Below are 22,956 nucleotides of genomic sequence, written 5' to 3'. Positions count from 1 at the left end.
TAACATGAGTTATACATTAGAACAGGTACAGCAAGCTTCGCGGCTATTTTTTGAATTGCTCCGTAAAAAAGTAATTCCTCTCGATGACCCTGCAGCGGCAGAATGCCTTCAGGATGCAGGAACTTATGATGCACTTCAGTACGTTGCTAAAGAAGGGGGCTGTCGGGTGATGAATTCCGGGCACCGTCTCCATCTGCTAGTTAATCCGCTGGGGTCAGTGTTTGCAACCAATTTCACCCAGTTGAAGAACAAATATTCACGTGTTGAGCGTAAAACTCACTTACATATTATCAATATTATTATTCTGGTTTTTCTGGCCGAAATGGATCAGGATGAGACTCATTTTAAGTCGGGGCAGGACAGTATGTCCTATATTCAAATTGCTGATCAGGTGTCCTCTCTCTTTCAGACGTGGATTCAGATGGATGAGGAAGGACGATTCAGCCAGCAGTGGCAGCTTGATATCCAAGCGATGTTTAAGGTATGGACCAGTCTTTACATGCAGACTAAGAGTCAGGAAGAGAGTGATCTTCTGACCAGAGGCGCAGGCTCACGAATTGGGCTGATTCATGAAGGCATGAAACTTCTGGAGGAGGAGAAGCTCGTATTCATCTCTGAGACAGAGAAGCGTATCTTTCCTCGGGAAGAGCTTTATGAGAGAATGCGTTATTTATATCATGATGTCGATCGATACCAGGAATTAAAGAGCCTCATTGGAAGAACTTTAGCTGAGAAAGACGGTGCTACCTATGCCGCGGATTGAACGCATACGAATTACAGGACTTAAATACGAGAAGATGCTCAAGAAATACGACGACATGATTCTGGACCTCTGTAACGAAGAGGGACCCGCTAATACGCTTATTACGCTCATGAATGGCGGTGGAAAGGGCGTACTGCTGCAATCTATTTTCCAGCTATTGATGCCCAAAACACCATGGGGCAAAGACGGTGAGAACCAGGTTGAGGCTTTTTTTCATAATCATAAAAAACAACTTAAACCGTACACTTTTCACGTAGCTATCGAATGGCATCTCGACAACAATGAGCGCAATGAGTATATGACCACGGGAATCGCTATGACGGCACATAATTCGCTTGATCAGCAGGATATCAAAGTGGATTACTTGCTGTACGCACTTACAGATTACGGTGAAGCGGCTGAACTTACGCTATCAACGTTGCCGTTATTTGACGAGGTGACTGCTGAACCTACGAGTTTTGAAACGATCCAGCAATTTGTGCGCGATCGGCGGGGAGAGATTGTACCTTTTGGCAGCCATAGCTCGGATTTGAAAAGATATTATGACTACCTGGCTACCCGGGATATCCATATCGCCGAGTGGCGTAATATGCGGCGGATCAATGGTGAAGAGGGCGGTATCAAAGGTTATTTTAAAAAAAATGATGCCTTCACCAATCATAACTTGTTCGAAAAGCTGATTATTCCTGAAATCGGATCTAGTCTGAATGAAGGATTAAAGGAAGACGACAATACGCTGCAGCGGATGTTTATCGATACAGCAACAGTGGCTCAGCGCTTGCCGATGCTTGAACAGCGGGAGCAGGTCTATACAGAGTTTCTTAGTATGGCTGCACCACTTTATGAGCTGGTAAAACTAGGCGTGGAAGCAGAAAACGTAGTTCAAGAAACTGAATTACGTGGACGCCAAATCTATACGGTTAGCTATGAAGAGCAGAGAAATGCAGAAGCTGAGCGAAGTAAGATTGCTGATGAACTGGCTGGACGTTATCAGGATGCGAAGCAATTGCGCTTTGAGACAGACAATCTTAAATACTTACGCAGTAAGGAAGAAACGGAACTGAAGCAAGAAGAGTTTAAGAAGCTCAGTGATGATCAGAGCCGTGCGCGTGGTCGGCTGGAGGATTCCAAAGCGCAAGAGAAGAAGCTTGAAGTAGCTTATTTTCTGGCTAAACGGTTGCTCCATACCCGGCAAATTGAGCAGTGGCAAAAAGAAATTCAAGCTATCGAAGGTTCTCTGGAGATGAAAGAACGGCAAGAGGTCATTCAGGCAGCCAAGGAACAGCTGCGGAAACAGTGGAATGTGGTATTTAATCTCTGGCAGCAAACGATCAGAGAGTTTGGGACAGCACAGCAAGACCTAACGGCGGAAGAGAGAAGATTGCGCAAGGAAAGGGAAAGTTTCTTGGTAGAGCTGGCCGGGCTGGATAATCAGATCAATGATTTGACCTTATCTATTCGGCAATACACGGAAGAACTCGGAGCATTCGCAGCCCAATATGGGCAGGATGCCGCCCATTCTCCGGCAGCTACCCTGCAGCGTACGATCTCAGCGGCCAAAACGATTCTTGAAGACATTGGAGACTTGGAAGAACAGCACAAGCAGGAAGAGATTCGGAAGCTGGCACTGCATAAGAGTCATGCTGAGCTGAGTGAGAAACGGCGTTCTTATGAGCGTGAAGCGGACGAGCTTGGGGTTCTGCTTGAGTCACAGACTCAGAAAGAATCCCAATTATGGTCACAGCTCGTTGTACTGCTGGAAATGTATGAAGAGCATAATCGTTTAGGAGCTACTGGCCTTTTTGAAGAACAAGATGTTATCCCGGCACGTTTTATCCGAAAAATAGATGAAGTAGAGCAACAGACTAAACGTTCCAGAAGGGATTACTATAATCAGCTCATGGATGTGGAACTTCAGAACCAATCCTACTGGCTACCCAATTCAGATATTCTGACGGTCAAAGATACACTCGATTCGTTAAAGATTCAATCAACACTAGGTAGTTCCTACTTAAATGACCGTCCGTATCTTGAACGTGAGGAAGAACTGGAGCAATATCCGTTACTTCCATATAGTTTGATTATGACCCGGCGCGAAGCTGATAAAATTCAGCCGGAACTGATGAAGGACACCTTGCTTAAATCAGCGGTGCCGATCTTTATCCGTGAAGAGATGGCAGCTCCGTATCAAGCATCCTTCATGCTTTTTGCGAATCAAGGGCCGCAAATGGTCTTGCAGCCGGATCGTTTCCAGGATTGGAAGAGCAGTATTCAGGGGAAGCTCAAAGAACAGGAGCAGATCCTTCAGGACTCTGAAGCTTATTTATCTAAGTTAAAATCGGTGCGTCAAGAATATGAACGTTTATTCCAAACTGAGAATACCATGACGCTTACAGCCAAGCATGATGCCCTTATTAAACTGCAGGCTGAACTTCAGCAGAGCATTAACAATCTGAGCAATGAGATGGATGAGAACGAAGGGACGCTTACCCGGATCGGACGGGAGCTCGCTGAGAACAAAGTTCTAAGTGTGGAGCATGAGCAGAGAGCGGGGGTTCTGCAAGCTTGGATTGAACGGACGAAGAAACAGGAACAAGATTATAAGGAAAAACAAAAAATAATCGAACGAAAGAATCTGGTGAGCAAAGAGTTAGCAGGTAAAGATCAGCAGCTTGAACACCTAAAGGTGCAAATGGAAAGCTTGAGTGGACAACGCAATAAATGGACGAGAGAAACCGAATATGCGTTGTTCCCCAGACTGCAACGATGGTTTCCTGAGATTGTTTTCCCAACAGACCACCAGCTTTCTGATGAAGGAGAAGTCATACCTGTAGATCCTGTAGAGCAGAATCTTCTCTTGCAGCAGCTCAGTACCGTGGAAAGTCTACAGCAATCATTAACTGAAAATGAACTGGAAGTTCGGACAAGAGCTGCACAGATTAAAGCAGCAAGCGAGAATCTGGCTGAGCTTGAATCCAGCCTGAATCAAGTGGATGTGAATTGGCGGAAGGCGACTGAACCTACGGAAACGTCTGAGACCATTATGGCTGCAAGAAATCGCCAAAAGACGGATACTACTTCGTTGGAGGAAGACTATCAGATTGTTCACGACGGTTACATCCGCTGCCAGACTGAATTGGAGAACTTGCAGAAAGAGTTGCGCAAAGTAGAGAAGGGGATCAAAGAGAAACATGAACGTGCCGTGGAGCTTTGGAATGAGGCGCTAGGGGATAAGGAGACAGAAATTCAGGAGCGCTGCCAAGCGAATGAGCTTATGCTTAATCAGTGTAAAAGATCCTTGGACCGAATCGATGTCCTCCTTCAGACTTTATCCAATCAAATCAAAATAATGAACGCGCATATTGAGGATCGCGTCAACCTACGGAGTGTGCCAGAAGAAATAACGCTGAGGGTTAGAGAAAGCTGCGAGCCTCTAGTAGCCGACTGGCTTCTCCGCATTAAGGATAGCCGGATTAGACAGGATGAGATCTCCAAAAAGGTGAAGGAAGAGAAAAATTCCTTAACCGAAAAACTTGCGAAAAATGAACGGAATTCCGAACTGGAGACCAAGATTCTAGATCGATTGAATACGGTCCATTGGGATAATTTCGCCATTGCACTGCAAGTCCTAGATTCCATGCTACGCAGTTCGCGCGATCAGATCGAGAGCATTCAAAGCGATAAGGAAGGCATGGATCTCTCCCGCAAGATGTGGGTTGGCCGGGCATCTCTACGAGTGGTACAAATCATTGATATTATGAAGCGAATGGAACGCCGGATGATTATTCATAACGAGAATAATTATGCCTTCCCGCTGGTACGTCTGAATTACAAGAATATCAATGTGCCAAGAACAAGCGATGAGGTAGAGCCGATGGTGAGTGACTACTTCAATCAATGCATCAATGAATTGCTCAAAAAGTATCCAAAGATAGAACAAGTGCCGGCGCTGGTAATCAAAGAGGTTATTAATGACGGACGAATTGTCTATGCGGCGCTGCAGAACCGCTTTCCGATACTTCAAGTGTATAAACCGGTAACGGAGAATTATTTCCTCTACGCCGCACCGGAAGATTATCATTATTCGGACTGGGAGATTATTAATCGCGGCGCACTGGATGAAGCAGTCGGCAGTGGTGGGCAACGTCAATCTGTACAGCTGCTGGTCGCAATGATGATCATGACGCATAAACGGGTGAATCGTGAGAATAAAGGCTGGACGGTCTTTTTATATGACAATCCTTTCGGAGAAATGGTCTCCAATAACGTGCTTGACCCCGTCTTCGAAATTTCCAAGGCACTCAAATTCCAATGGCTGATTGTTACGCCGCCGGAGCTGGTGAAGAATGATGTCAGCGTGCGTTTTGGCGTATATTGGCAGCTTTATTTTGGAGGCGTCAAAGGGGACATGCTGGAATCGACCCTGATCAAGGGAGGAAGAAAGCTTATTCCTGTCTCGTTGTTCTGAGTATGGAATGAAACTTAAAGAAGCTCCAGTATGCATCACGCTGCTGGGGCTTCTTTTTATTAAATGTTAAAGATGGTGTGGTTATTTAGGTTTGCGTTCGGAAATATATGAACCGGTGAGCGTTAAAAAAGTTCCCGTCAGGATTGCCCAGGTGATCTTTTCATTCAGAACAAGGGCAGAAGCTGCCACTGTAATTACAGGCACAATATAGATGTATACACTTGTTTTTACAGCCCCCAGAATCCCTACAGCTTTATTCCAAGTCAAAAAACACAGTGCCGAGGCACCCAGACCTAAGAAAAGCAGGTGAGCTACATTTGAAATCTCTTTGAATCTACTCAGACCCAGCTGGAAATCAAACAGAAACAGAGTAGGCAGCATAAACAGCAGACCATAGAAAAATACTCTGCGGGTAGCCCCTATAGTATGAACCTTTAGTAGGCTTATTTTTCGCATCAACACTGAATATATTGCCCAAACCACAGGTGCCAGCAATGCCAGCAAGTCGCCGATGGGGTTCAGTGGCAGAAGATAACTCCCGTTCAGCCCAATTAATATAATTCCTGCCAAGGCTATCAAAAATCCTATAAAAAACTGCCTATGAAATTTCTCTTCTTCTAAAAAGAAGTGAGCGATAACCGCCGTGAAAAATGGAGCGATGGAGACAATCACACCTACATTGGATGCAAGGGTATAGACTAGGGCAATATTTTCTATAAGAAAATATAACGTGACTCCACAAAGACCTGCTGAGATAAAGAGTAATTCCTCTTTAAAGGATGTAGTTCGGATTGGACGTGAATAGATCAGTAACAGTACAAAGTACCCAATAAGAAAACGGAAGAACAGAATTTCCACAGGCGTAAAGTCTTTTAACAGTATTTTTGTGGAGATAAAGGTGGTTCCCCAGATTAAAATCGTAAGCAATGCCAGCAGATGTCCTGTGTTAATCTTGCGTTGATTTATCATTTCGTAAGTTCCATTGATGACTTTACTCCCGTTTGTTGAACAAATATACGCATATATTGCTTAGGGGTTAAGCCTATGAGTCTTTTAAAAAAATTTGTGAAATGGCTCTGATCACTGAATCCGGTTAGAGAGGCCACTTCTATTGGCAATATTCCTTGTTCTAAAAGCCTTTTGGCGTGGTTGATGCGAATAGTTTCCAAGTAACGGTAAGGTGATATTCCTTTCTGTCTGGTAAATAAACGCAGCAAGTAATATTTACTTAAGCCGCTCAATTCACTTAGCTGGTTCAGCGTAATGTTCTGCGCATAATGTAACTCTATGTATTCGCAAATGATTTTAATTTCAGAAGTAGGCTCTTGAGCGGGACAGAGGGTTTCTGTCTCCGTGTATTCTCTCAGAAGCTGCTCAAGGAGAAATAGAAACAACTCTTCTTTTTGAAAATCGGATTGATCCTCTAATATCATTTGGTGCAGATCGTGTAAAGGGCTCGACAGTTCACTTTGGTAGAGGACATTGTGTGTGAACCGCGGTAAGTAGTCTATGCCGGTAATTTCTAGCACATACTCACGCATGACTTCCGGCTGAATATTGATGCAGCGATAGTCAAGCGTTCTCCCGTCTATCTGTTCACAGGCATGGGGATCCGCCGGATTAAAGATGACCACATCTCCGCTGTTAAGAATATGCTCTTCTTGGTTACATAGCAGATGTCTTTTTCCTTGTTCAATAAAACCTATGACATAATAGTCATGAAAATGGTTGGGAAACTTCTGCATAATACCTTCGAATCGATAGGCCTCAAATTTTAAGTCACGATCGAAAACAACTGTTCGAACTTCACGAGTCATTGCTGCACCTTCTTTTCCAATTATGTATAACCATTATAATGTGAAAATTAGGGGCATTCTTGCATGATGTTGCGATACCTCATCTTCTACATGATAGGTTCCTCAGGTGTAATGATCGTTGGAATACTCACAGTAAAAGTTGTTCCTTGCTCCAGAATACTTTCTATAGAGATCGCTCCGCCATGATTATGTATAATATTTTGTGTGATCATATAACCTAAGCCTGTTCCTGTTTCTTTGGTCGTATAAAATGGTTTGCCGAGGGCATTGATCTGTTCCTCTGTCATCCCACAGCCTTCATCCTGCACACTGATTCGGGCTTCTCTGTCATAGGTTTGCACATGAATATAGATGTTTCCCCCATGATTCATTGCTTCCATCGCATTTTTAAGTAAGTTAATAAATACCTGCTTCATCTGATAAGCCTCACCATTGATCCAAATGGATTGATCAGTACAGACAGGGAGGATCTTGAGATTTTTTAGGGCAGCTTGTCCATTCATTAGTGTGGTGACTTGTTCCAGCAAAGACAATAAATCCACTGGTTTACTAATATGAGTGGTTTGGGGTTTAGATAAGACAAGCAGTTCGTTGACGATGAACTCGATGCGTTTCAATTCTGACTCAATAATGGAAATATATTTATCATTCATCCGCTCGGAAGAGCGCAGTAGCTTCATAAAGCCATTAATGGCTGTAAGAGGATTCCGTATTTCATGAGCGATTCCAGCTGCTAACTGTCCTGCTGTGGATAATTTCTCGGACTGTATCAGTCGTTCATCTTCCAATACTTGCTCGGATATATCTTTGAATATGCCAATGTAGGCTTCGTTTCCCTCATAAATGATCGGCAATGTAATCCCATCTACATATTTCTGCTGGTTATTTAAACAATTAATCAGGTAGCAGACAGAACCTGTTGTTCTATCAGTGTTGAATTTCTTTCTTCGTTCTGAGAGAATTTCATAATTAGAGTAGTCTACAATATCCATAGTCGATAGACCAAGCACTTGATCTAGGCTTTCCGCATGGATTAATTGTAAACCTGCCGAATTTGCATACAGAACAATCCCTCCCCTAGTGATAAGCACGGGCTGAGGCAGTTCCTCCAGCAGCTGTAGAAAAGAGCTCTCTTTTTCAAGTAGATGGGAATTCACAACCTGAAGCTGAGTCTCCATTTCCCTGATCAGGGTTTTATTCTCGAATTGAGTAAAATAATATATGGGTTGACCATTGTCACCCAGAAGGATAGATATGGAGACCTTTAAAGATAACCGGCGTCCGGTGGGATGGAAATAATCTACTTCGAGTCTCTGCGGATCAGTGCTCGTAGGTGGAAGAGAACTTCCTAATGAATTGAATTTATGAATCTGATCTAATAGGGTACGGACGGTTGGAGAGGGTGTCGTTAATTCGGTTTCATCATACCCCAAGAGGTCGCATAATGCTGAATTCAGTTTTAGGAACGTTCCATCAAGCGAAATAAGGGCCATACCCATCACGGCTTGAGTAAAAACAAAGTCAAAACCTTGAAAATCATTTGTCCGCACAGCAGGTTACCTCTCTTCTTTATGGGGGAGTGAGTGTTATTTCAAAATGCAATATGTCTAACAGTCATAGTATAAAACATATAACTCAATAAAACATATAAAATTTCTGGGTTATTAGATATTCATACAACAGTTAAATAAAATCAGGTAGAATAGGAAGATACGTTGCATTTTAAGACAAGTGGAGGCGTTGTATTATGTTATCAGTTGTTGGTGAAATTCAAGGAATTAATCGTTACCCGGTCAAGTCATTTGCGGGTGAAAAATTAGAAAGCTGTATGATTGAACCGTATGGAATGCTTGGTGACCGTTTTTGCTCCTTTTACGATGAGTCAAAAGAGGGCTGGCGAAGATATATCACCGCTAGAAATATACCGAATATGCTTACCTATCAAGCGCAATTTATAGATGGACAAATCCATGTAACGGCATCAGACGGGCGAACCTTTGGATGGGATGATAATCTATTGGAAGAAATCCAAAGCCAAACCAAAACTCCAATCACTATGTCTGGTCTAAAAGCTGCACATCCACAGCCAGAACATCCGCAACTCCTATCCGTGGATGGCGCTAGTATTCTACTCATTACGGATGCCAGCTTAAAAAAACTGGAGGCAACCTGGGGGCATTCCTTGGATCAACGTCGTTTTCGCGGGAATTTTGTTATCGCGCTGAATGATGATTCTCTTTTTGAAGGAGATTGGATTGGACGCCGGCTCAACATTGGGGATGTACAGCTACAGGTAGATAGTTTTTGTGAGAGATGTGTTGTGATTACGATGGACCCGGATAGTCTCCAGAAGGACCCAGTGCTTTTGAAAAAATTACATAAAGAGTTTGATTTGCATTTCGGAGTCTATGCCTCTGTAATCAAAACAGGGGAAATTCGAATCGGAGATAAAGTAGAAATAGTAGATTAGTTATATAATCCTAATAGTATAAACTTCCTTTACATTACTCCATGGATAAATTATCCTTTAAAGGATGACGATTTCATATCGGGAGGTTATGTATGAAGAAAAATTTGGCATCCTTATTAGTTGCATTGCTTCTATTGGTGTATGTCCCTACTAGTGTTTTAGCAGCGGATAGCAGCAAAGGGCAAACGTATGTGAACACTCAGAAAGTGGCAGCAGAGAAGGCGGCGTTCTTAACGGAGAAGCTGGGGACGACTAGTCTCCAATATGCTCTTATTGATGGCGATAATATCGTTGTGAGCGGTCAATCTGGATTTAGCCATGTGGAGAGTAAGACAGCACCAAGCGTCACAACGATGTATGGTATTGGCTCGACGAGTAAAATGTATACAACAGCTTCTATTATGAAGCTTGTTGAGCAAGGAAAAGTAGATTTGGACGGTTCAGTCGTATCTTATTTGAATAATTTTACGATGGAAGATTCTCGTTATAAGCAAATCACTGTACGGATGCTGTTGAATCATTCATCAGGTCTTGCTGGCTCGAACTTATCCAATTCTTTCTTATTTAATGATTCCGATCCTATTGCAAAAGATAGTTTGCTAGAGACTTTGTCAACACAACGTCTGAAGGCCGATCCAGGCGCCTACTCAGTATATTGTAATGATGGATTTACGTTGGCTGAGTTGATTGTTGAAAAGGTCAGTGGCACGGACTTTACCACATTCATTCATCAAAATTTCACAGAACCTCTAGGGCTTGAACATACGAAAACGCCTGTAGATTCTGTAGCTTCTTCTCAGCTGGCTAGTGTCTATAATGCTACCTACTCAGCAGCTTTACCCAAAGAAACCATTAACGTGATTGGAACAGGTGGTATCTATTCCACTGCTGAGGATTTGGTGCGTTTTGCAACTATTTTTACAGGCCAATCGACTGGCATTTTGTCAGAAAAGTCTGTAAAAGCGATGGAACAAGAGGAATATAAGCGTGGAATATGGCCTAAAGGAGCCGATAATTCGTTAGCTTATGGATTAGGCTGGGACAGTGTGAACTTATATCCATTTAACCAGTACGAAATCAAGGCTTTGACAAAGGGTGGAGATACAGGTCTGTATCATACCTCATTAGTTGTATTGCCCGAGCAGCAGATGGCAGCAGCAGTAATATCTTCTGGCGGATCAAGTACAACGGACCAGATGCTTGCCAACGAAATTTTACTCAGCGCTTTACAGGAAAAGGGAGTTATTAAGGAACTGAAAGCTACACCTACATTTAAAACTTCGAACAAAGAGGATATGCCGCAAGAATTGCTAAACTATGCGGGTGTCTATGGTGATTCTACGCAACTGATGAAGATAGAGGTTAGTAAAACTGGGGAATTGAGTATATCTTCAATTATAGCTCCTACAATGCCGGCGCAGAAATTTTCCTATAATTCGAACGGAGAATTCTTAGATGCAGAGGGTACAAGTAAAGTTAGCTTTGTGAAGGAGAGCAATGGCCGTATCTATCTTTGGAGTCAAGGGTATGGGGTGATTCCAGGACTTGGTGAAACTGCCGTTACCCAATATGCAGCTGAGAAGCTTGAACCTAATGCCCTATCTCAAGAGGTCACTACTGCATGGCAGCAGCGCCAAGGGAAATTGTATTTTGATGTCAGCGAGAAGTACAGCTCCCAATATTACATGAGTATGCCGGTAGCTGGAATCGCTATGTTCCCTGACGCACCTGGTTATATGGGCTCGAATAAAATAACAGGACCTAATAAAGCAGAAATGACCGTGCAAATCCCAACCATCGCTGGACGCGATCTTGCGGATCTTATTTTTGAAGAGAAAAATGGTGTGGAGTATTTAAAGATTGGCAATCAATTGTTTATACATCAAGATGCGGTTAAACCTATTTATGCAGGCCCGCAATCTATGGTAACTATCCAATCAGATGGATATGCTAGATGGTATGGAGTTCCTGAAACGGCAACAGGTAAGATAATGACAGTAGAGTTGCCAACCAAAAGTTCCTTTGCCGTCTATGATGAGAATGGTGTATGTGTGAATTACTTTACCATTAGCGGTCTTAAACAAGTCAAACTTCCTAGCAACGGCAAAATTGTATTTGTAGGTGATGTCGGTGCGAAGTTTGAAGTGACCCTCAAGGCGCAATAAACGTATATAAAAAAAAGAATCCTGTTATCAAGATTTTCGTCTTGGTAACAGGATTTTTTATTTGAAATTTTGTGAGAATTCTCTTATTTTATCTACCAATATCCCTTTGAGCTGATCAGTACCTTCCTTTGGAGCCTTATAGGCCTTATAACCTCCAAAAGATTCAATACAAATCGCAGCTTCTTTCAGATCATCAGGGAAATTTTTCTCTATTAATTCTTCGGTTTTCTTAGGTTTCTCGTTGCAAATGTAGTAGCCCATCTTCTTAGTCAGTAACTCATCTTTATTTTTTTTGATAAAGTCACGAATGGCTTTATATATTTTTTCATCTCTTACTCCTGCTCCTAAAATAATGCTATCAAATGCCTCGATATTCGGCTTCTCTAATTCTATATTGCAAATTTTGCTCTGAGGTAGCTCTTCTGATAATACTTTTGCACATTGTTCTGTTGCTCCAGATTTTGTAGCGTATAGAATAAGTATTGCCATTGTGTTCCCTCTTTTCAGTTAAGATTAATCGCGTTCCCGCATAGAAAAAATCTCGCATATCAATTATCTTGATTATCAAGATATAGTATATTTTATCGAATATACTGATCATTTGTCAAGCCAACGGCAAGCTCCTGAGTGTTAATTAGATATCCTTATTATGGTATCATGGGAATAATATTAATCTAATGCTAACTATATCTTTAATGAAATATACAAAAATAAGAGGAGTGAACGTGAATTGGGGATCACCGTAATGCTAATCATCTATTTGTTGCTTGGAATATTCGTGATTAAAGTAGGCATCGATAACTCTAGAAGTACGCAACTATCAAAAGAAATATTAAATGAGTTAAAAGAAATCAAAGAACTAATGATCAGAAATAAATACGAATGAATTCTATATAAGAGTGGAGGTGAACGAAAGTGAAAATTGGACTTATACTTATAATCCTTGCTTTTTCTAACCTATTTCTAAGGATATGGATTGTTGGCCCGGATAAAGAAAAACTTCCTGAAGACGGTTATGAGCTTAATATAAAAGGGAAGCTTATACTTGCACTTGTGGGATTAATTACGGGGATTGTGATAATAATTGCCGATGGCCCAGAGGGTACGGTTATAAAATGGTTTTGGATTGTAGTTATAGTAGTAGCAATAGGGTTTCAGTCGTTTATCGACTGGAAATTTCTAAAACATACGAAACAGCACATAGTTTCACTTATTCTGTTAGTCCTAGGTGTGGTATTAGTTTATTTTATATTCTGATCTAGTTTCATTCGTACCGGTATCGGACCCAGATGATGTTAATTGCTAAATAATCGCCTTTTGAGCAGCGTTTCGGACTCCAGTGCAGCTATTCGTTAGAATGTGACTTATATTACGGGTTTTTATGCCAATAGTGGCCATGGGGTCCGATGGAATTCTTAAAGTGGAAATATACTGCTGTTAGAGTCGATGGGGTCCGTTAGTGACTTTGTGACTGCTGATGGTTTCGAATCATACGAAGAAAAGAGGTGTTCCGGCGGCCAGCATATGGCTTGTTGGGCACCTTCTTTTTGTGTTCACATTATACTTCTGCTTTCGTAGCCACGAGTGGACAGAATCCAGGGTTCGTTATACATAATTCTTGAGCGAATTCCGGTTGGAGCTTGGAGAGCTCGGCGAAATAGCTGCTGATTACGTGATTACCACTTGTAGATCCATTCTGGAAAGACAGTGAGTTAAAAGTATGGACATGATTGTAATAATACTTTTTTTCCCGTTTGGGGAGCTTATAGACATGTGGAGGTGCGTAGGTTACAACATCAAAAAGATTGGCATACCGGTAACTCTTCCGCACATATTGTTTGAAAATATTAACGAAGTCCGGATCACCTACCCGTGGGGAACCATAAGTATATAGGTTAGGTGAGGTGTAAGAGGTATTTGCCGCAATATCTAAGGTACATAAGGTGGCGAGCGCTCCACCGAGGCTGTGGCCCGTAATGTATAAGGTCTTGTCAGGAGATAGCTTGGAGAGCGCAGAGAAGATGCCGTCCCGAGCTGAAGAATAAATGTTGGTGAAGCCACGATGGGTGAGAGAGTCTTCTTTAAGATATTTGAACCGTTCCTGTGAAGCGAGGACGTTGGATATCCAATTGGTCGTCGTACTGGTTCCCCGAAAAGCGATAATAATCTCTTGTGGAGACTCCAAAATAAAGCCGAAACGTTCCCATACATTATTGAAGGATTGTGCTTCAATGGGATGACATAGCTGATAATCTAATGGAATGACGAAAACTCCATCTATATTTGAAAATTGTGTATAGGTCTGCCCGCAGACTGCAGCTAGAAAGATCGCCCTTTGCTCTTGCTCATCCCTCTTACTCACGTACATCCCGCCTTTCTTTCCTACACTATATTAGGGGGATGAAGGAGTGTTTCCTAAGAAAAAGGATTCCCTGAAACTTCTCTCTGAGTTACTATATATAAATAAGTCCAACAGCGTGAGAAAAGGGGGAAATGCATACATGAGCAACTTATTGGAAATTTTACACAAGGAAGTCGTGCCGGCAGAAGGCTGTACGGAGCCGATTGCAGTTGCGTATGCCGTCTCCTTGGCGGCAGAGCTTCTCGAGGAAGAAATTACGGGGATTCAGCTGCATCTCAGCGGTAATATTATCAAAAATGCAATGGGAGTGGGCATTCCCGGGACAGGCCAGACAGGCCTGCCCATCGCAGCAGCCCTTGGAGCGGTGGTCGGCCGTTCTCACAAGGAGCTGGAAATTCTGTCAGGTCTGACGCAGGCTGAGTTGAAGATGGCAAATGACCTGCTGGATAGAAAGCTGCTAAAAGTGGAGATAAAGGACACTCCTGAGAAATTATATATTGAAGCCCAATTGTTTACGCAGAACCATACGGCGACTGCCATTATTGCCAGAGAGCACACCCATATAGAATATTTGGCTCTGGACGGGGAGAAAATAACACCCCGGAATTCAAAAGCCGACTGTGGCAAGCCTGGTCTTTCCGACACGGAAGAGTATGCGGGCTCAGTTGACCAGATATTCGAGTTTATCTGTACCGCTCCTTTTTCAGACCTTAGCTTTCTCTTGGAAGGGGCGCGGATGAACAAAGCGATCTCTGATGAGGGATTGCGAGGCGATTATGGCTTGCAAGTAGGTAAGAAAATGAATCAGCAATCTGCGGTGAATCTGTTCGGCAATGATGTAGCGAACAGAATTATCGCGGCTACCGCAGCGGCTTCAGATGCTCGAATGGATGGCAGTGCAATGCCTGTGATGACAACTGCGGGCAGTGGCAATCAAGGCATCGCCTGTACGCTTCCCGTTATAGCTCTGGCGGAATTGCTGGACAAGGATGAAGAAATGCTAGCTCGGGCGCTTGCACTGAGCAATCTGGTCACTGTGCACATCAAACATTATATCGGGCGTTTGTCCCCATTATGTGGTTCAGGGATTGCAGGGGGAGTAGGAGCAAATAGCGGGATCATTTATCTCATGGGCGGCAGTCTTGAGCAGATCAAGCATGGGATACAGAATACGATAGCTTCTTTGTCAGGCATGATCTGTGACGGTGCGAATTCTACCTGTGCGCTGAAGATTTCCACCTCCACCAATACGGCGATCCAGGCAGCCACTCTGGCTATGAACAACATTGCTCCTACAACCAAGGATGGTGTAATTTTCGAAGAGGTGGAAGATACCATCCGCAACATGGAGCGTTTGGTTCAGGAAGGGCTGGCGGATACTGACAAGACCATTCTCAATATTATGCTCTCCAAAGGCGGAGCGAATTAGCTTCCAAATAAGTTGAAAACAAGATAGAACATCATAATTAAGACCGCCCGGTTCCCTGCATAAAATGGCAGGAAGCCGGGCGGTCTTTGTAACACTTCGGCAAAAACATAGGTCTGCGAGAAGATTTGCATTAAATTTTAACATAACTTATTCTGAGTTAATAAAGGCATAGAGACTGAGGGTATGAAAAGGAGATAATATGACAGAGAAAATAGATATAGGCTGGAATTTTGCGAACAGTTATACTCATCTGCCGGAATCAATGTTTACAAGGATTAAGCCAACGCCTGTGCGTAAACCGGAACTGATTATTTTTAATGAACCATTGGCTACTACTCTTGGGCTGAATAGCACAGCACTACAGAGTAAGGAGGGTCTTGGGATTCTTGCCGGCAACGAAGTTCCTGAAGGTACCCTGTCGCTTGCACAAGCTTATGCTGGACATCAATTCGGACATTTTACCATGTTGGGAGACGGTCGAGCAGTGCTGCTGGGCGAACAGATCACCCCTCAAGGTGATCGTGTAGATATTCAATTGAAGGGTGCGGGAAGAACCCCATACTCTCGTGGTGGCGATGGCCGGGCAGCGCTTGGACCGATGTTACGCGAATATATCATCAGTGAAGCTATGCATGGACTTGGGATTCCTACGACTCGCAGCTTGGCGGTGGTAGCTACAGGGGAGCCGCTAATTCGGGAAACGGAACAGCCGGGGGCGGTTCTGACCCGGATTGCTGCCAGTCATTTGCGTGTTGGAACCTTCCAATATGTTGCTGCATGGGGGACTGTGGAGGATCTGCGTATTCTGGCTGATTACACGTTGCAAAGACATTATCCAGAAGCTCCTGTGGAAGATAATCCATATCTTGTTCTGCTTCGGGAAGTAATGGAACGTCAAGCAGCGCTAATTGCCAAATGGCAGCTTGTAGGTTTTATTCACGGAGTGATGAATACTGATAATATGGCCCTTAGCGGAGAAACGATTGATTATGGTCCATGTGCCTTCATGGATGTGTATAATCCTGAGACAGTATTTAGTTCCATAGACCAGCAGGGTCGTTATGCTTACCACAATCAGCCCGGGATTGGCGCATGGAATCTCGCCAGATTTGCCGAGACTCTCTTGCCATTGCTGGCTGACGATCAGGCACAGGCGATTAAGCTGGCTGAGGAGGCAATTTCAGATTTTTCGGAGCGGTCCTATCAATATTGGCTAACGGGAATGAGAGCGAAGCTGGGAATCTTTAACGAAGAGTTAGAGGATGTTGCTCTGATTGATACCCTCCTTGAACTGATGCAAAAATATCGGGCTGACTACACTAATACATTTCGGTCCTTAACTCTAGGCGTAATGGAAGATGCTGCTCTGTTTGGCACCCCTGAATTTAAGGAATGGAATGAGCTGTGGCAGGCGCGACTTAGCAGGCAGCAGGAATCACAAACCTCTTCGCTGAAGCTGATGCACAGCAGCAATCCTGCGATTATTCCACGGAACCATCGTGTAGAAGAAGCGCTTGAGGCAGCGGTAGAGCGGAAAGATTACGATGTGATGGAGAGGTTACTTCAAGCTTTGACTAACCCATACGCCTACTCCTCTGAACAAGAGGAATACTCGGCACTTCCTGAGGAATCCGCATGTCCATATCGTACATTCTGCGGTACTTGATTTGCATATAATTTATCTGGAAAATGGGGGAAGGAAGAATGTTTCATGCTTATGATGTTCTAGCCAATCAGTTGCTGGCCAATGCGAATGATCCGAGTTGGTATGTGCCCCTTGAAGTGGCGGTTAAAGACTTAAGTGAAGAAGAAGCTTTTTGGAAGGTAACGGAAGAAAGCAATAGTATTGCTGAGATTGTGCAGCATCTGCTTTACTGGAATGAAACTTGGCAAACAAGGTATAAAGAAGCCAGTGTTCAGGCGGTTCCTCCAGTGGATAGTAATAATAATACCTTTGTCGTTGCAGAAGGGAAAACGTTCCAAGCGCTGCAAAAACAACTTTTAGAGGTTCTTTTACACTGGCAGGAATTGATTAAGAAAGAACAATTGGAAGCTGATGTTCAAGGATTTCCAGACAGTAAATGGTGGGAAGTCCTCGGAAATGTAACAACCCATAATGCTTATCATGTGGGCCAAATTGTTTATATTCGAAAGATACAGAAGAGCTGGAACCGCGATGTGAAGTGACATTGTGAAGTGAATCCTAAAGAATAGACATTTTAAAGGCGTTAGCGGATGCACATTCATCTGGCTTTCGTCTTTTTTTACGTATTAATACTTATATATACTTAATTATTAACTTATAAACGCTTGTAAATACTTATAAAATGACTTATGATGACTTTAGGAGGTGAATTTCATTATGTATCAAGAGGAACGATTATTAAAAATACTCGAATATTTGAAACAACACCAATCGATGAGTGTTCAAGATATCTGTACGCAATTTGAAGTCTCAAGAGATACTGCCCGACGGGATATTGTTAGGTTAGTACAAGAGGGCGTCGTTGTTCGGACGCATGGCGGTCTAGCGTTACCTGAATTGCAAAAAGAATTATTATCTTATCAAGATCGTTTGATCGATGAATCCGAGAGTAAGCAGAGAATAGGGAAGATCGCGGCCGGGCTTATCCAAGATCGTGAGACTGTAATTTTAGACGTATCGACCACTGTACAGTTTGTTGCAGAACAAATTAGTGCGCAGGATATTACGGTTGTCACGCACTCGATAGATAATGTAGGGATTTTATCCCATCGCGAGGATCTGCTAATTTATGTACTTGGTGGTTACTTGAATGTGAAAAACCGCTTGTTATATGGTTCTTCCATTATCGATAGACTTAGTGAAATTCGTGCGGATAAAGCCTTTATTGGAGCATCGGCGATCTGTGCTGATGGACTCTATTATCCTTATGAAGAAGATGCGCGGGTAAAAAGAGAAATGGCTCGAAGATCTGATCAAGTGATTTTAGTAGCGGATCACACCAAATTTAATGCTAAATCCTTTTATCGGCTAGACTTTGATTTCGTTGATATTTTAGTTACAAATCGAGAGCTTCCAATCGAGATCAGAGAAGTTCTAGATCAGAAGAACATCACAGTTATTGAGTGCTTAGATGAAGTTGAAGAGGTTCGAAATCAAGAGTGATAACGACTGGAGGAGAATGTTTATGACTTATATTTTGCAAAATGTACAAGTAGTGCTTCAGAATAGTATAGTTTCAGCGGCCAATGTATGGATTTCTGAAGGAAAGGTGATGAGGATAGACTCAGGAGATATTTCTATCCCAGAGGGTGAGTATGAACGGATTGATGGCGGAGGGCATTTGTTAGTGCCCGGAATGATAGATGTGCATATTCATGGCGCTAACGGGTTTGATATGATGGACGGTACTGAAGAGAGTATTCAAGAAGTATCGAAGGCTTGTGCAGCTTCTGGTTGCACCTCATTTCTGGCTACCTCTGTGAGTTCTACGATGGAGGATCTTTTAGAGATGATTCGTAGTGTCAAACGTGTCATTGGGTATGAAGTGGGAGCAAAGATCGCAGGCATTCACTTAGAGGGACCTTATCTAAACCCCAAGAGAAAAGGAATGCAAAATGAAAAGTATCTGCGGCATCCTAACTTAGAGGAAATGAAGCTCATTTTCCAAGAAGCTGGATCACTCATAAAAATGGTTACGATTGCTCCTGAGCTGCCGGGAGGCATGGAGCTTCTTTCCTTTTTGAAAGAACAGGGAGTGGTGATAGCGATTGCTCATTCGGATGCCACATATGAGGAAGCCAAACAAGCTTTTGCCGCTGGGGCAAGTCATGTTACGCATTGTTTTAATGGCATGCGGCCGATCCATCATCGAGATCCGGGGATTGTGGTTGCCGCTTTCGAAGAGAAGCATGTGAGCCTGCAAGCTATTGTGGATAATGTCCATCTGCATCCTGCAATTATCCGCTTGATGCATACCATGAAAGGACCGGAAGGAATGGTCTTGATCACAGATGCCTTACAGGCAATGGGGTTAGGGGATGGAAATTATATATTTGGAGGACATCAGGTTAAGGTATCTGGTGGCATAGCGCGATTGGAAGATGGCACGCTGGCCTCCAGTACAGTTACCATGAATGAAGCCTTACGTTATACTGTCGAAACTGGAATTTCGCTCACAGATGCGGTACAAATGGCTTCAACTACACCGGCCAATATTCTTGAACTTCAACAAAAGGGGACGATCACCTCTGGCTTGGATGCTGACCTGGTTCTCTTGAATAATGAATTCAAAGTGCTCTGGACAATGGTAGGAGGGCAGATCTTACAGCTGTGACCGGTATTCATGTGCGGTTATTCCGAACACGCTTTTAAAATGCCTGTTCAGATGAGTTAGATCCACAAATCCGCAATCTACAACAGCTGCATAGATATCCTTGGTTCTCTCTATGGACTGCTTGGCACGCTCTACCTTGCAATTTAAGAAAAATTGATAGGGTGATATTCCTGTATGTGTCTTAAACTCGCGAATAAACTGATATTTGGATAGACCAAACTCTGTGCAGAGATCGTCCAGCTTCAGCACATGGTCTAAACTGCAGTACATCATTTCCTTTGCTTTTTTGAGAAATTTATTATTCGTTCTGCGATCGGTAACTATTTCAGTATTGGATACTAAATGAACCAGAGTGAATAACAGTTCACTGCACAAAGACTCCTCTTTGCCATTCTGGATGGCATGGTTTAGGGCTAATATGCACTGCGCCAATTTGTCATCGTATAAGATAGGAGTGGCGAAGCGGAGTTCTTTTTTTTCTAGTATCTCTAACATTAGGGTTGGCTTAATATAAAGCATGACATAATCAATGCCACCTTTATCATACGCATTGCCATCATGCGTTTGTTCTGGATTAAACAACATTACGCCATTTTTATGAGAGGATTGCAAACTACCGTCAAGATTATATTGCTGAATGCCACGAAGGGTCACACCGAGTGCATATTCCTCATGGCAATGTTTTTTATAGGTGAAATCAGTAAGGCTGGCGGATAAGGACAGGATCTCTGCTGACTTTTTATAGTTAAATTTCTCCACGTTCTTAACCTCCGCGACTTTATAGGATTCCCGATATCATAATGGCCGAGTATACTAAAAACAGTGCCATCACGGTATTTAGAACTTTTTGATGATTTTTCATAAATGTTCTGAAGATTGTCCCAAATACAACCCATGTCGTAAATGCAAAAAATCCGATCACAGTTATAATTATAACAAATATAAACAAGGCAAGCGAAGAGGTATAGAATGGCATTACGTAGTTGGGAATGACCGTTAGTGTAAATACTAGCACTTTAGGATTCACAAGCTGCATAAGCACGCCTGAGCGGAAATTGGCATTAGGGTCAGGCTGGTCTTCCATTGAACCCATTTTAAAGATTTTATAAGCAAGGTAGAGCATATATAAACTCCCAATGATTTGCATAATGATCAGGATATTTGGGATGATTTCTACTAGAACACGGTTCAGCAGAGTAGAAAGGATGAGTAATAAGCCAAAAGCCAGCGTAGATCCGTATACATACCCCATTGATTTTTTAGCCCCGGAATGTTGCACGGAAGAAAGAATAACAATATTGGTAGGACCGGGTGTAAATGTAGCGACAACGCAATAGATCAGAAAGGACAATATATTCATGATGACCTCCAGTAAAGTAGTTCTATGAATATAAACCTTTCAGTCTGAATGCTGATAGTATATTATTGCAGGATTTTTAAGAATTCCGGCCGGGAATAGAAGAGGTGTCCGAATCAATGAATAAGAGTAATCCAATGACCATAAGCACGCTTTCTCCAGCTGATTTTGAATCCACATGCTCTGTTTTTGAAACTTCAATCCAAGATGCCTTTGAAAAAGAAGGGCTTGATCATTTACAAGACGATATCCAAAGTGAAATAGATCATAAAAAGCAAATGGTGATGACTTCACTGGATACTACGACTGGGGAGCCTTACTTCCTTCTTGCAAAAATAGAAGAGCAGGTTGTCGGTACGATTTCCTTTGGACCTTGTGGCGAAGATATTCAAACCTGCACGGATCATCAGTTAGATGAAATAGGGGAATTGGGCAGTCTATACATTATGCCAAGTTATCAGGGCCAAGGTGTGGGTTCAGCCTTAATTAAGGAAATGATGATATTTCTAAAAAAGCAAGGGGTAGAGCAGTTTTGTCTGGACAGCGGTTATAAACATGCACAGGTCAGGTGGCAACGTAAATTTGGGCAGCCTTATAAAGTAGTAGAAGACTATTGGGGACCTGATTCTGTCCATATGGTTTGGTTTTGTAATGTGAATGATCATTTAAGCTAGAGATATATAGTACATGAAAATAACAGTCCCTTTGCTACGCGCAGAGGGATTTTTTGTTTTGTTGGATAAAACGGGTGTAATGTCGTTTGACAGATGATCTTTTGCCGGGTAATATGAATCTTATATTTAGTAAATTAGTAATTTAGTAAATGAGTAAATTAGTAAATCATAAAATGGAGAGTGACTAACATGAAAATTCCAACAACTCTAAAACATAAACCTGTAGTCGTGTCAGAAAATTACGAGCAGGTTGATGGCCGCTACGCCGGGGACACAGATGCAAAAGGTCTGTCCCTAGGATTAGCACAATGGAACGATAGAGGAAAGGTCGACATCTCAGCAAAGGTATGGAGACATACAGGGGACAAATGGTCGAGACAGTCCGAAGAGCTGCCAATGCACAGAGTGCTTGACCTGGCAATTTTGATTTGCAGAAGTAGTTTGTATTTTCAAGAGGCCTATCGTTTTCCAAAAATGTATGATCCCGAGAGCCCTATGATTGATCGTATTGGACTGCAGGGAGATGCAATGAGTGTATCTGTATGTGCAGATAATCCCATGATTGATAATGATATTAAGCTGTTCGCTCAGGCGCTTAGTGATGATGGTGAAATGATCGGAGAACGACTTTCGGTATTGTCCCGTTTATTAAAAGAAATGGGGTACTGAAATTTAGCAGAATGGCCTGTGAAAGGAGAATCATAAATCATAATGGACAAAAGTAAACGTAAAGAACTTCAGGAGCAATATAAGCAGCTCAAGACGTACATGGGTGCTATTCAAATTACAAACAAAAGAAGCGGGAAAATATTCGTTGACAGCTATCCCAACCTGAAGAATAAATGGATGACTATACAGATGCAATTAGATATGGGCAGATTTGCAAATGCGGAGCTGCAAAAGGACTGGAAGGAACTTGGAGCAGAAGCTTTCAGCTATGAGGTGTTAGAGCAGAAGGAGTCAGAAGACGTAACCGACGTGCGCTGGGAGCTTAAACTATTGAAAAAGAAGTGGTTTGAGAAGTTGCAGCCTTTTGATGACAAAGGATATAATAAGCCACTAACCCATTAAGCCAAGTATAAAGAAACCTTTAGCTTTTATAGCAAGGGTTTCTTTTTTTAGGAATCGTATT

Annotated in this window: 20 protein-coding genes; 13 read left to right on the top strand and 7 right to left on the bottom strand. The window is 42.6% G+C overall.

Features of this window, described 5'->3' with window-relative positions; all coding sequences use genetic code 11:
• The first annotated feature begins 4 nt into the window (after positions 1-4).
• On the top strand, positions 5-763 hold the full coding sequence (locus tag NST94_RS19085; RefSeq protein ID WP_076190642.1) for a DUF6063 family protein: 759 nt from the start codon (positions 5-7) through the stop codon (positions 761-763).
• Entirely contained in the window at positions 741-5,231 is a 4,491-nt protein-coding gene (locus NST94_RS19080; protein ID WP_339281184.1) for a hypothetical protein, read from the top strand. Before NST94_RS19085 ends, NST94_RS19080 begins: the two co-directional genes overlap by 23 nt.
• An 81-nt stretch (positions 5,232-5,312) precedes the next feature.
• Here the strand turns inward: NST94_RS19080 and NST94_RS19075 are convergent, their stop codons facing one another.
• The 3 genes from NST94_RS19075 to NST94_RS19065 form a co-directional block, all read right to left on the bottom strand.
• Positions 5,313-6,197: a DMT family transporter gene (locus NST94_RS19075; RefSeq protein WP_256720981.1), complete on the bottom strand. Its 885-nt coding sequence runs from the start codon at positions 6,195-6,197 to the stop codon at positions 5,313-5,315.
• Positions 6,197-7,048, bottom strand: a complete 852-nt coding sequence (locus tag NST94_RS19070) for an AraC family transcriptional regulator (RefSeq protein ID WP_076218426.1) — start codon at positions 7,046-7,048, stop codon at positions 6,197-6,199. Before NST94_RS19070 ends, NST94_RS19075 begins: the two co-directional genes overlap by 1 nt.
• Before the next feature lie 86 nt (positions 7,049-7,134).
• Positions 7,135-8,598: an ATP-binding protein gene (locus NST94_RS19065; protein WP_256720974.1), complete on the bottom strand. Its 1,464-nt coding sequence runs from the start codon at positions 8,596-8,598 to the stop codon at positions 7,135-7,137.
• A gap of 197 nt (positions 8,599-8,795) precedes the next feature.
• Between NST94_RS19065 and NST94_RS19060 the strand changes: the two genes are divergently transcribed.
• Positions 8,796-9,518: an MOSC domain-containing protein gene (locus NST94_RS19060; RefSeq protein WP_076276121.1), complete on the top strand. Its 723-nt coding sequence runs from the start codon at positions 8,796-8,798 to the stop codon at positions 9,516-9,518.
• Between the two features lie 92 nt (positions 9,519-9,610).
• Positions 9,611-11,683 carry a serine hydrolase domain-containing protein gene (locus tag NST94_RS19055; RefSeq protein ID WP_076182972.1) on the top strand — a complete coding sequence of 691 codons (2,073 nt, stop codon included), beginning with the start codon at positions 9,611-9,613 and terminating at the stop codon, positions 11,681-11,683.
• Positions 11,684-11,740: 57 nt separating this feature from the next.
• Here the strand turns inward: NST94_RS19055 and NST94_RS19050 are convergent, their stop codons facing one another.
• Entirely contained in the window at positions 11,741-12,172 is a 432-nt protein-coding gene (locus NST94_RS19050; protein WP_076301718.1) for a flavodoxin domain-containing protein, read from the bottom strand.
• A gap of 426 nt (positions 12,173-12,598) precedes the next feature.
• Here NST94_RS19050 and NST94_RS19045 point away from each other — a divergent pair, with 426 nt between their 5' ends.
• A complete protein-coding gene (locus NST94_RS19045; RefSeq protein WP_036688860.1) occupies positions 12,599-12,940 on the top strand; it encodes a DUF4181 domain-containing protein in 342 nt (113 codons plus the stop codon).
• Positions 12,941-13,241: 301 nt separating this feature from the next.
• Here the strand turns inward: NST94_RS19045 and NST94_RS19040 are convergent, their stop codons facing one another.
• Entirely contained in the window at positions 13,242-14,051 is an 810-nt protein-coding gene (locus tag NST94_RS19040; RefSeq protein WP_076127292.1) for a lipase family protein, read from the bottom strand.
• A gap of 133 nt (positions 14,052-14,184) precedes the next feature.
• On the opposite strand from NST94_RS19040, the gene NST94_RS19035 reads away from it, so the two are divergent.
• From NST94_RS19035 to nagA, 5 genes are all read left to right on the top strand, one after another.
• Entirely contained in the window at positions 14,185-15,474 is a 1,290-nt protein-coding gene (locus NST94_RS19035; protein WP_076218429.1) for an L-serine ammonia-lyase, iron-sulfur-dependent, subunit alpha, read from the top strand.
• Between the two features lie 199 nt (positions 15,475-15,673).
• Positions 15,674-17,140 (top strand): YdiU family protein, encoded by a 1,467-nt coding sequence (locus NST94_RS19030; protein ID WP_339281183.1) that lies wholly within the window; start codon positions 15,674-15,676, stop codon positions 17,138-17,140.
• A 38-nt stretch (positions 17,141-17,178) separates the two neighbouring features.
• Positions 17,179-17,661, top strand: coding sequence for a DinB family protein (locus tag NST94_RS19025; protein ID WP_076301716.1), 483 nt, complete (start codon positions 17,179-17,181; stop codon positions 17,659-17,661).
• Between the two features lie 175 nt (positions 17,662-17,836).
• A complete protein-coding gene (locus NST94_RS19020) occupies positions 17,837-18,622 on the top strand; it encodes a DeoR/GlpR family DNA-binding transcription regulator (RefSeq protein ID WP_339281182.1) in 786 nt (261 codons plus the stop codon).
• A 22-nt stretch (positions 18,623-18,644) separates the two neighbouring features.
• Positions 18,645-19,793 (top strand): N-acetylglucosamine-6-phosphate deacetylase, encoded by a 1,149-nt coding sequence (gene nagA / locus NST94_RS19015; RefSeq protein ID WP_339281181.1) that lies wholly within the window; start codon positions 18,645-18,647, stop codon positions 19,791-19,793.
• Here nagA and NST94_RS19010 read toward each other — a convergent pair.
• Together NST94_RS19010 and NST94_RS19005 are read right to left on the bottom strand one after the other, a co-directional pair.
• Entirely contained in the window at positions 19,782-20,552 is a 771-nt protein-coding gene (locus NST94_RS19010) for an AraC family transcriptional regulator (protein ID WP_076190665.1), read from the bottom strand. The genes nagA and NST94_RS19010 overlap by 12 nt on opposite strands.
• Before the next feature lie 19 nt (positions 20,553-20,571).
• Positions 20,572-21,153, bottom strand: coding sequence for a LysE family transporter (locus NST94_RS19005; protein ID WP_076190668.1), 582 nt, complete (start codon positions 21,151-21,153; stop codon positions 20,572-20,574).
• Positions 21,154-21,269: 116 nt separating this feature from the next.
• On the opposite strand from NST94_RS19005, the gene NST94_RS19000 reads away from it, so the two are divergent.
• The 3 genes from NST94_RS19000 to NST94_RS18990 all read left to right on the top strand — a co-directional run bounded on the left by NST94_RS19000 (position 21,270) and on the right by NST94_RS18990 (position 22,895).
• The gene (locus NST94_RS19000; RefSeq protein WP_076190670.1) at positions 21,270-21,824 is read left to right on the top strand and encodes a GNAT family N-acetyltransferase; all 555 of its coding nucleotides are present in this window, start codon (positions 21,270-21,272) and stop codon (positions 21,822-21,824) included.
• A 189-nt stretch (positions 21,825-22,013) separates the two neighbouring features.
• Positions 22,014-22,493, top strand: coding sequence for a DUF6530 family protein (locus tag NST94_RS18995; RefSeq protein WP_038572158.1), 480 nt, complete (start codon positions 22,014-22,016; stop codon positions 22,491-22,493).
• Positions 22,494-22,535: 42 nt separating this feature from the next.
• On the top strand, positions 22,536-22,895 hold the full coding sequence (locus NST94_RS18990) for a GIY-YIG nuclease family protein (protein ID WP_038572157.1): 360 nt from the start codon (positions 22,536-22,538) through the stop codon (positions 22,893-22,895).
• Positions 22,896-22,956 lie beyond the last annotated feature (61 nt).

This window comes from Paenibacillus sp. FSL H8-0282, from assembly GCF_037963825.1.
Taxonomy (GTDB): Bacteria; Bacillota; Bacilli; order Paenibacillales; family Paenibacillaceae; genus Paenibacillus_AQ; species Paenibacillus_AQ odorifer.
The sequence above is the reverse complement of the archived record's forward strand: the minus strand, read 5'-3'. Positions and strand labels throughout refer to the sequence as shown.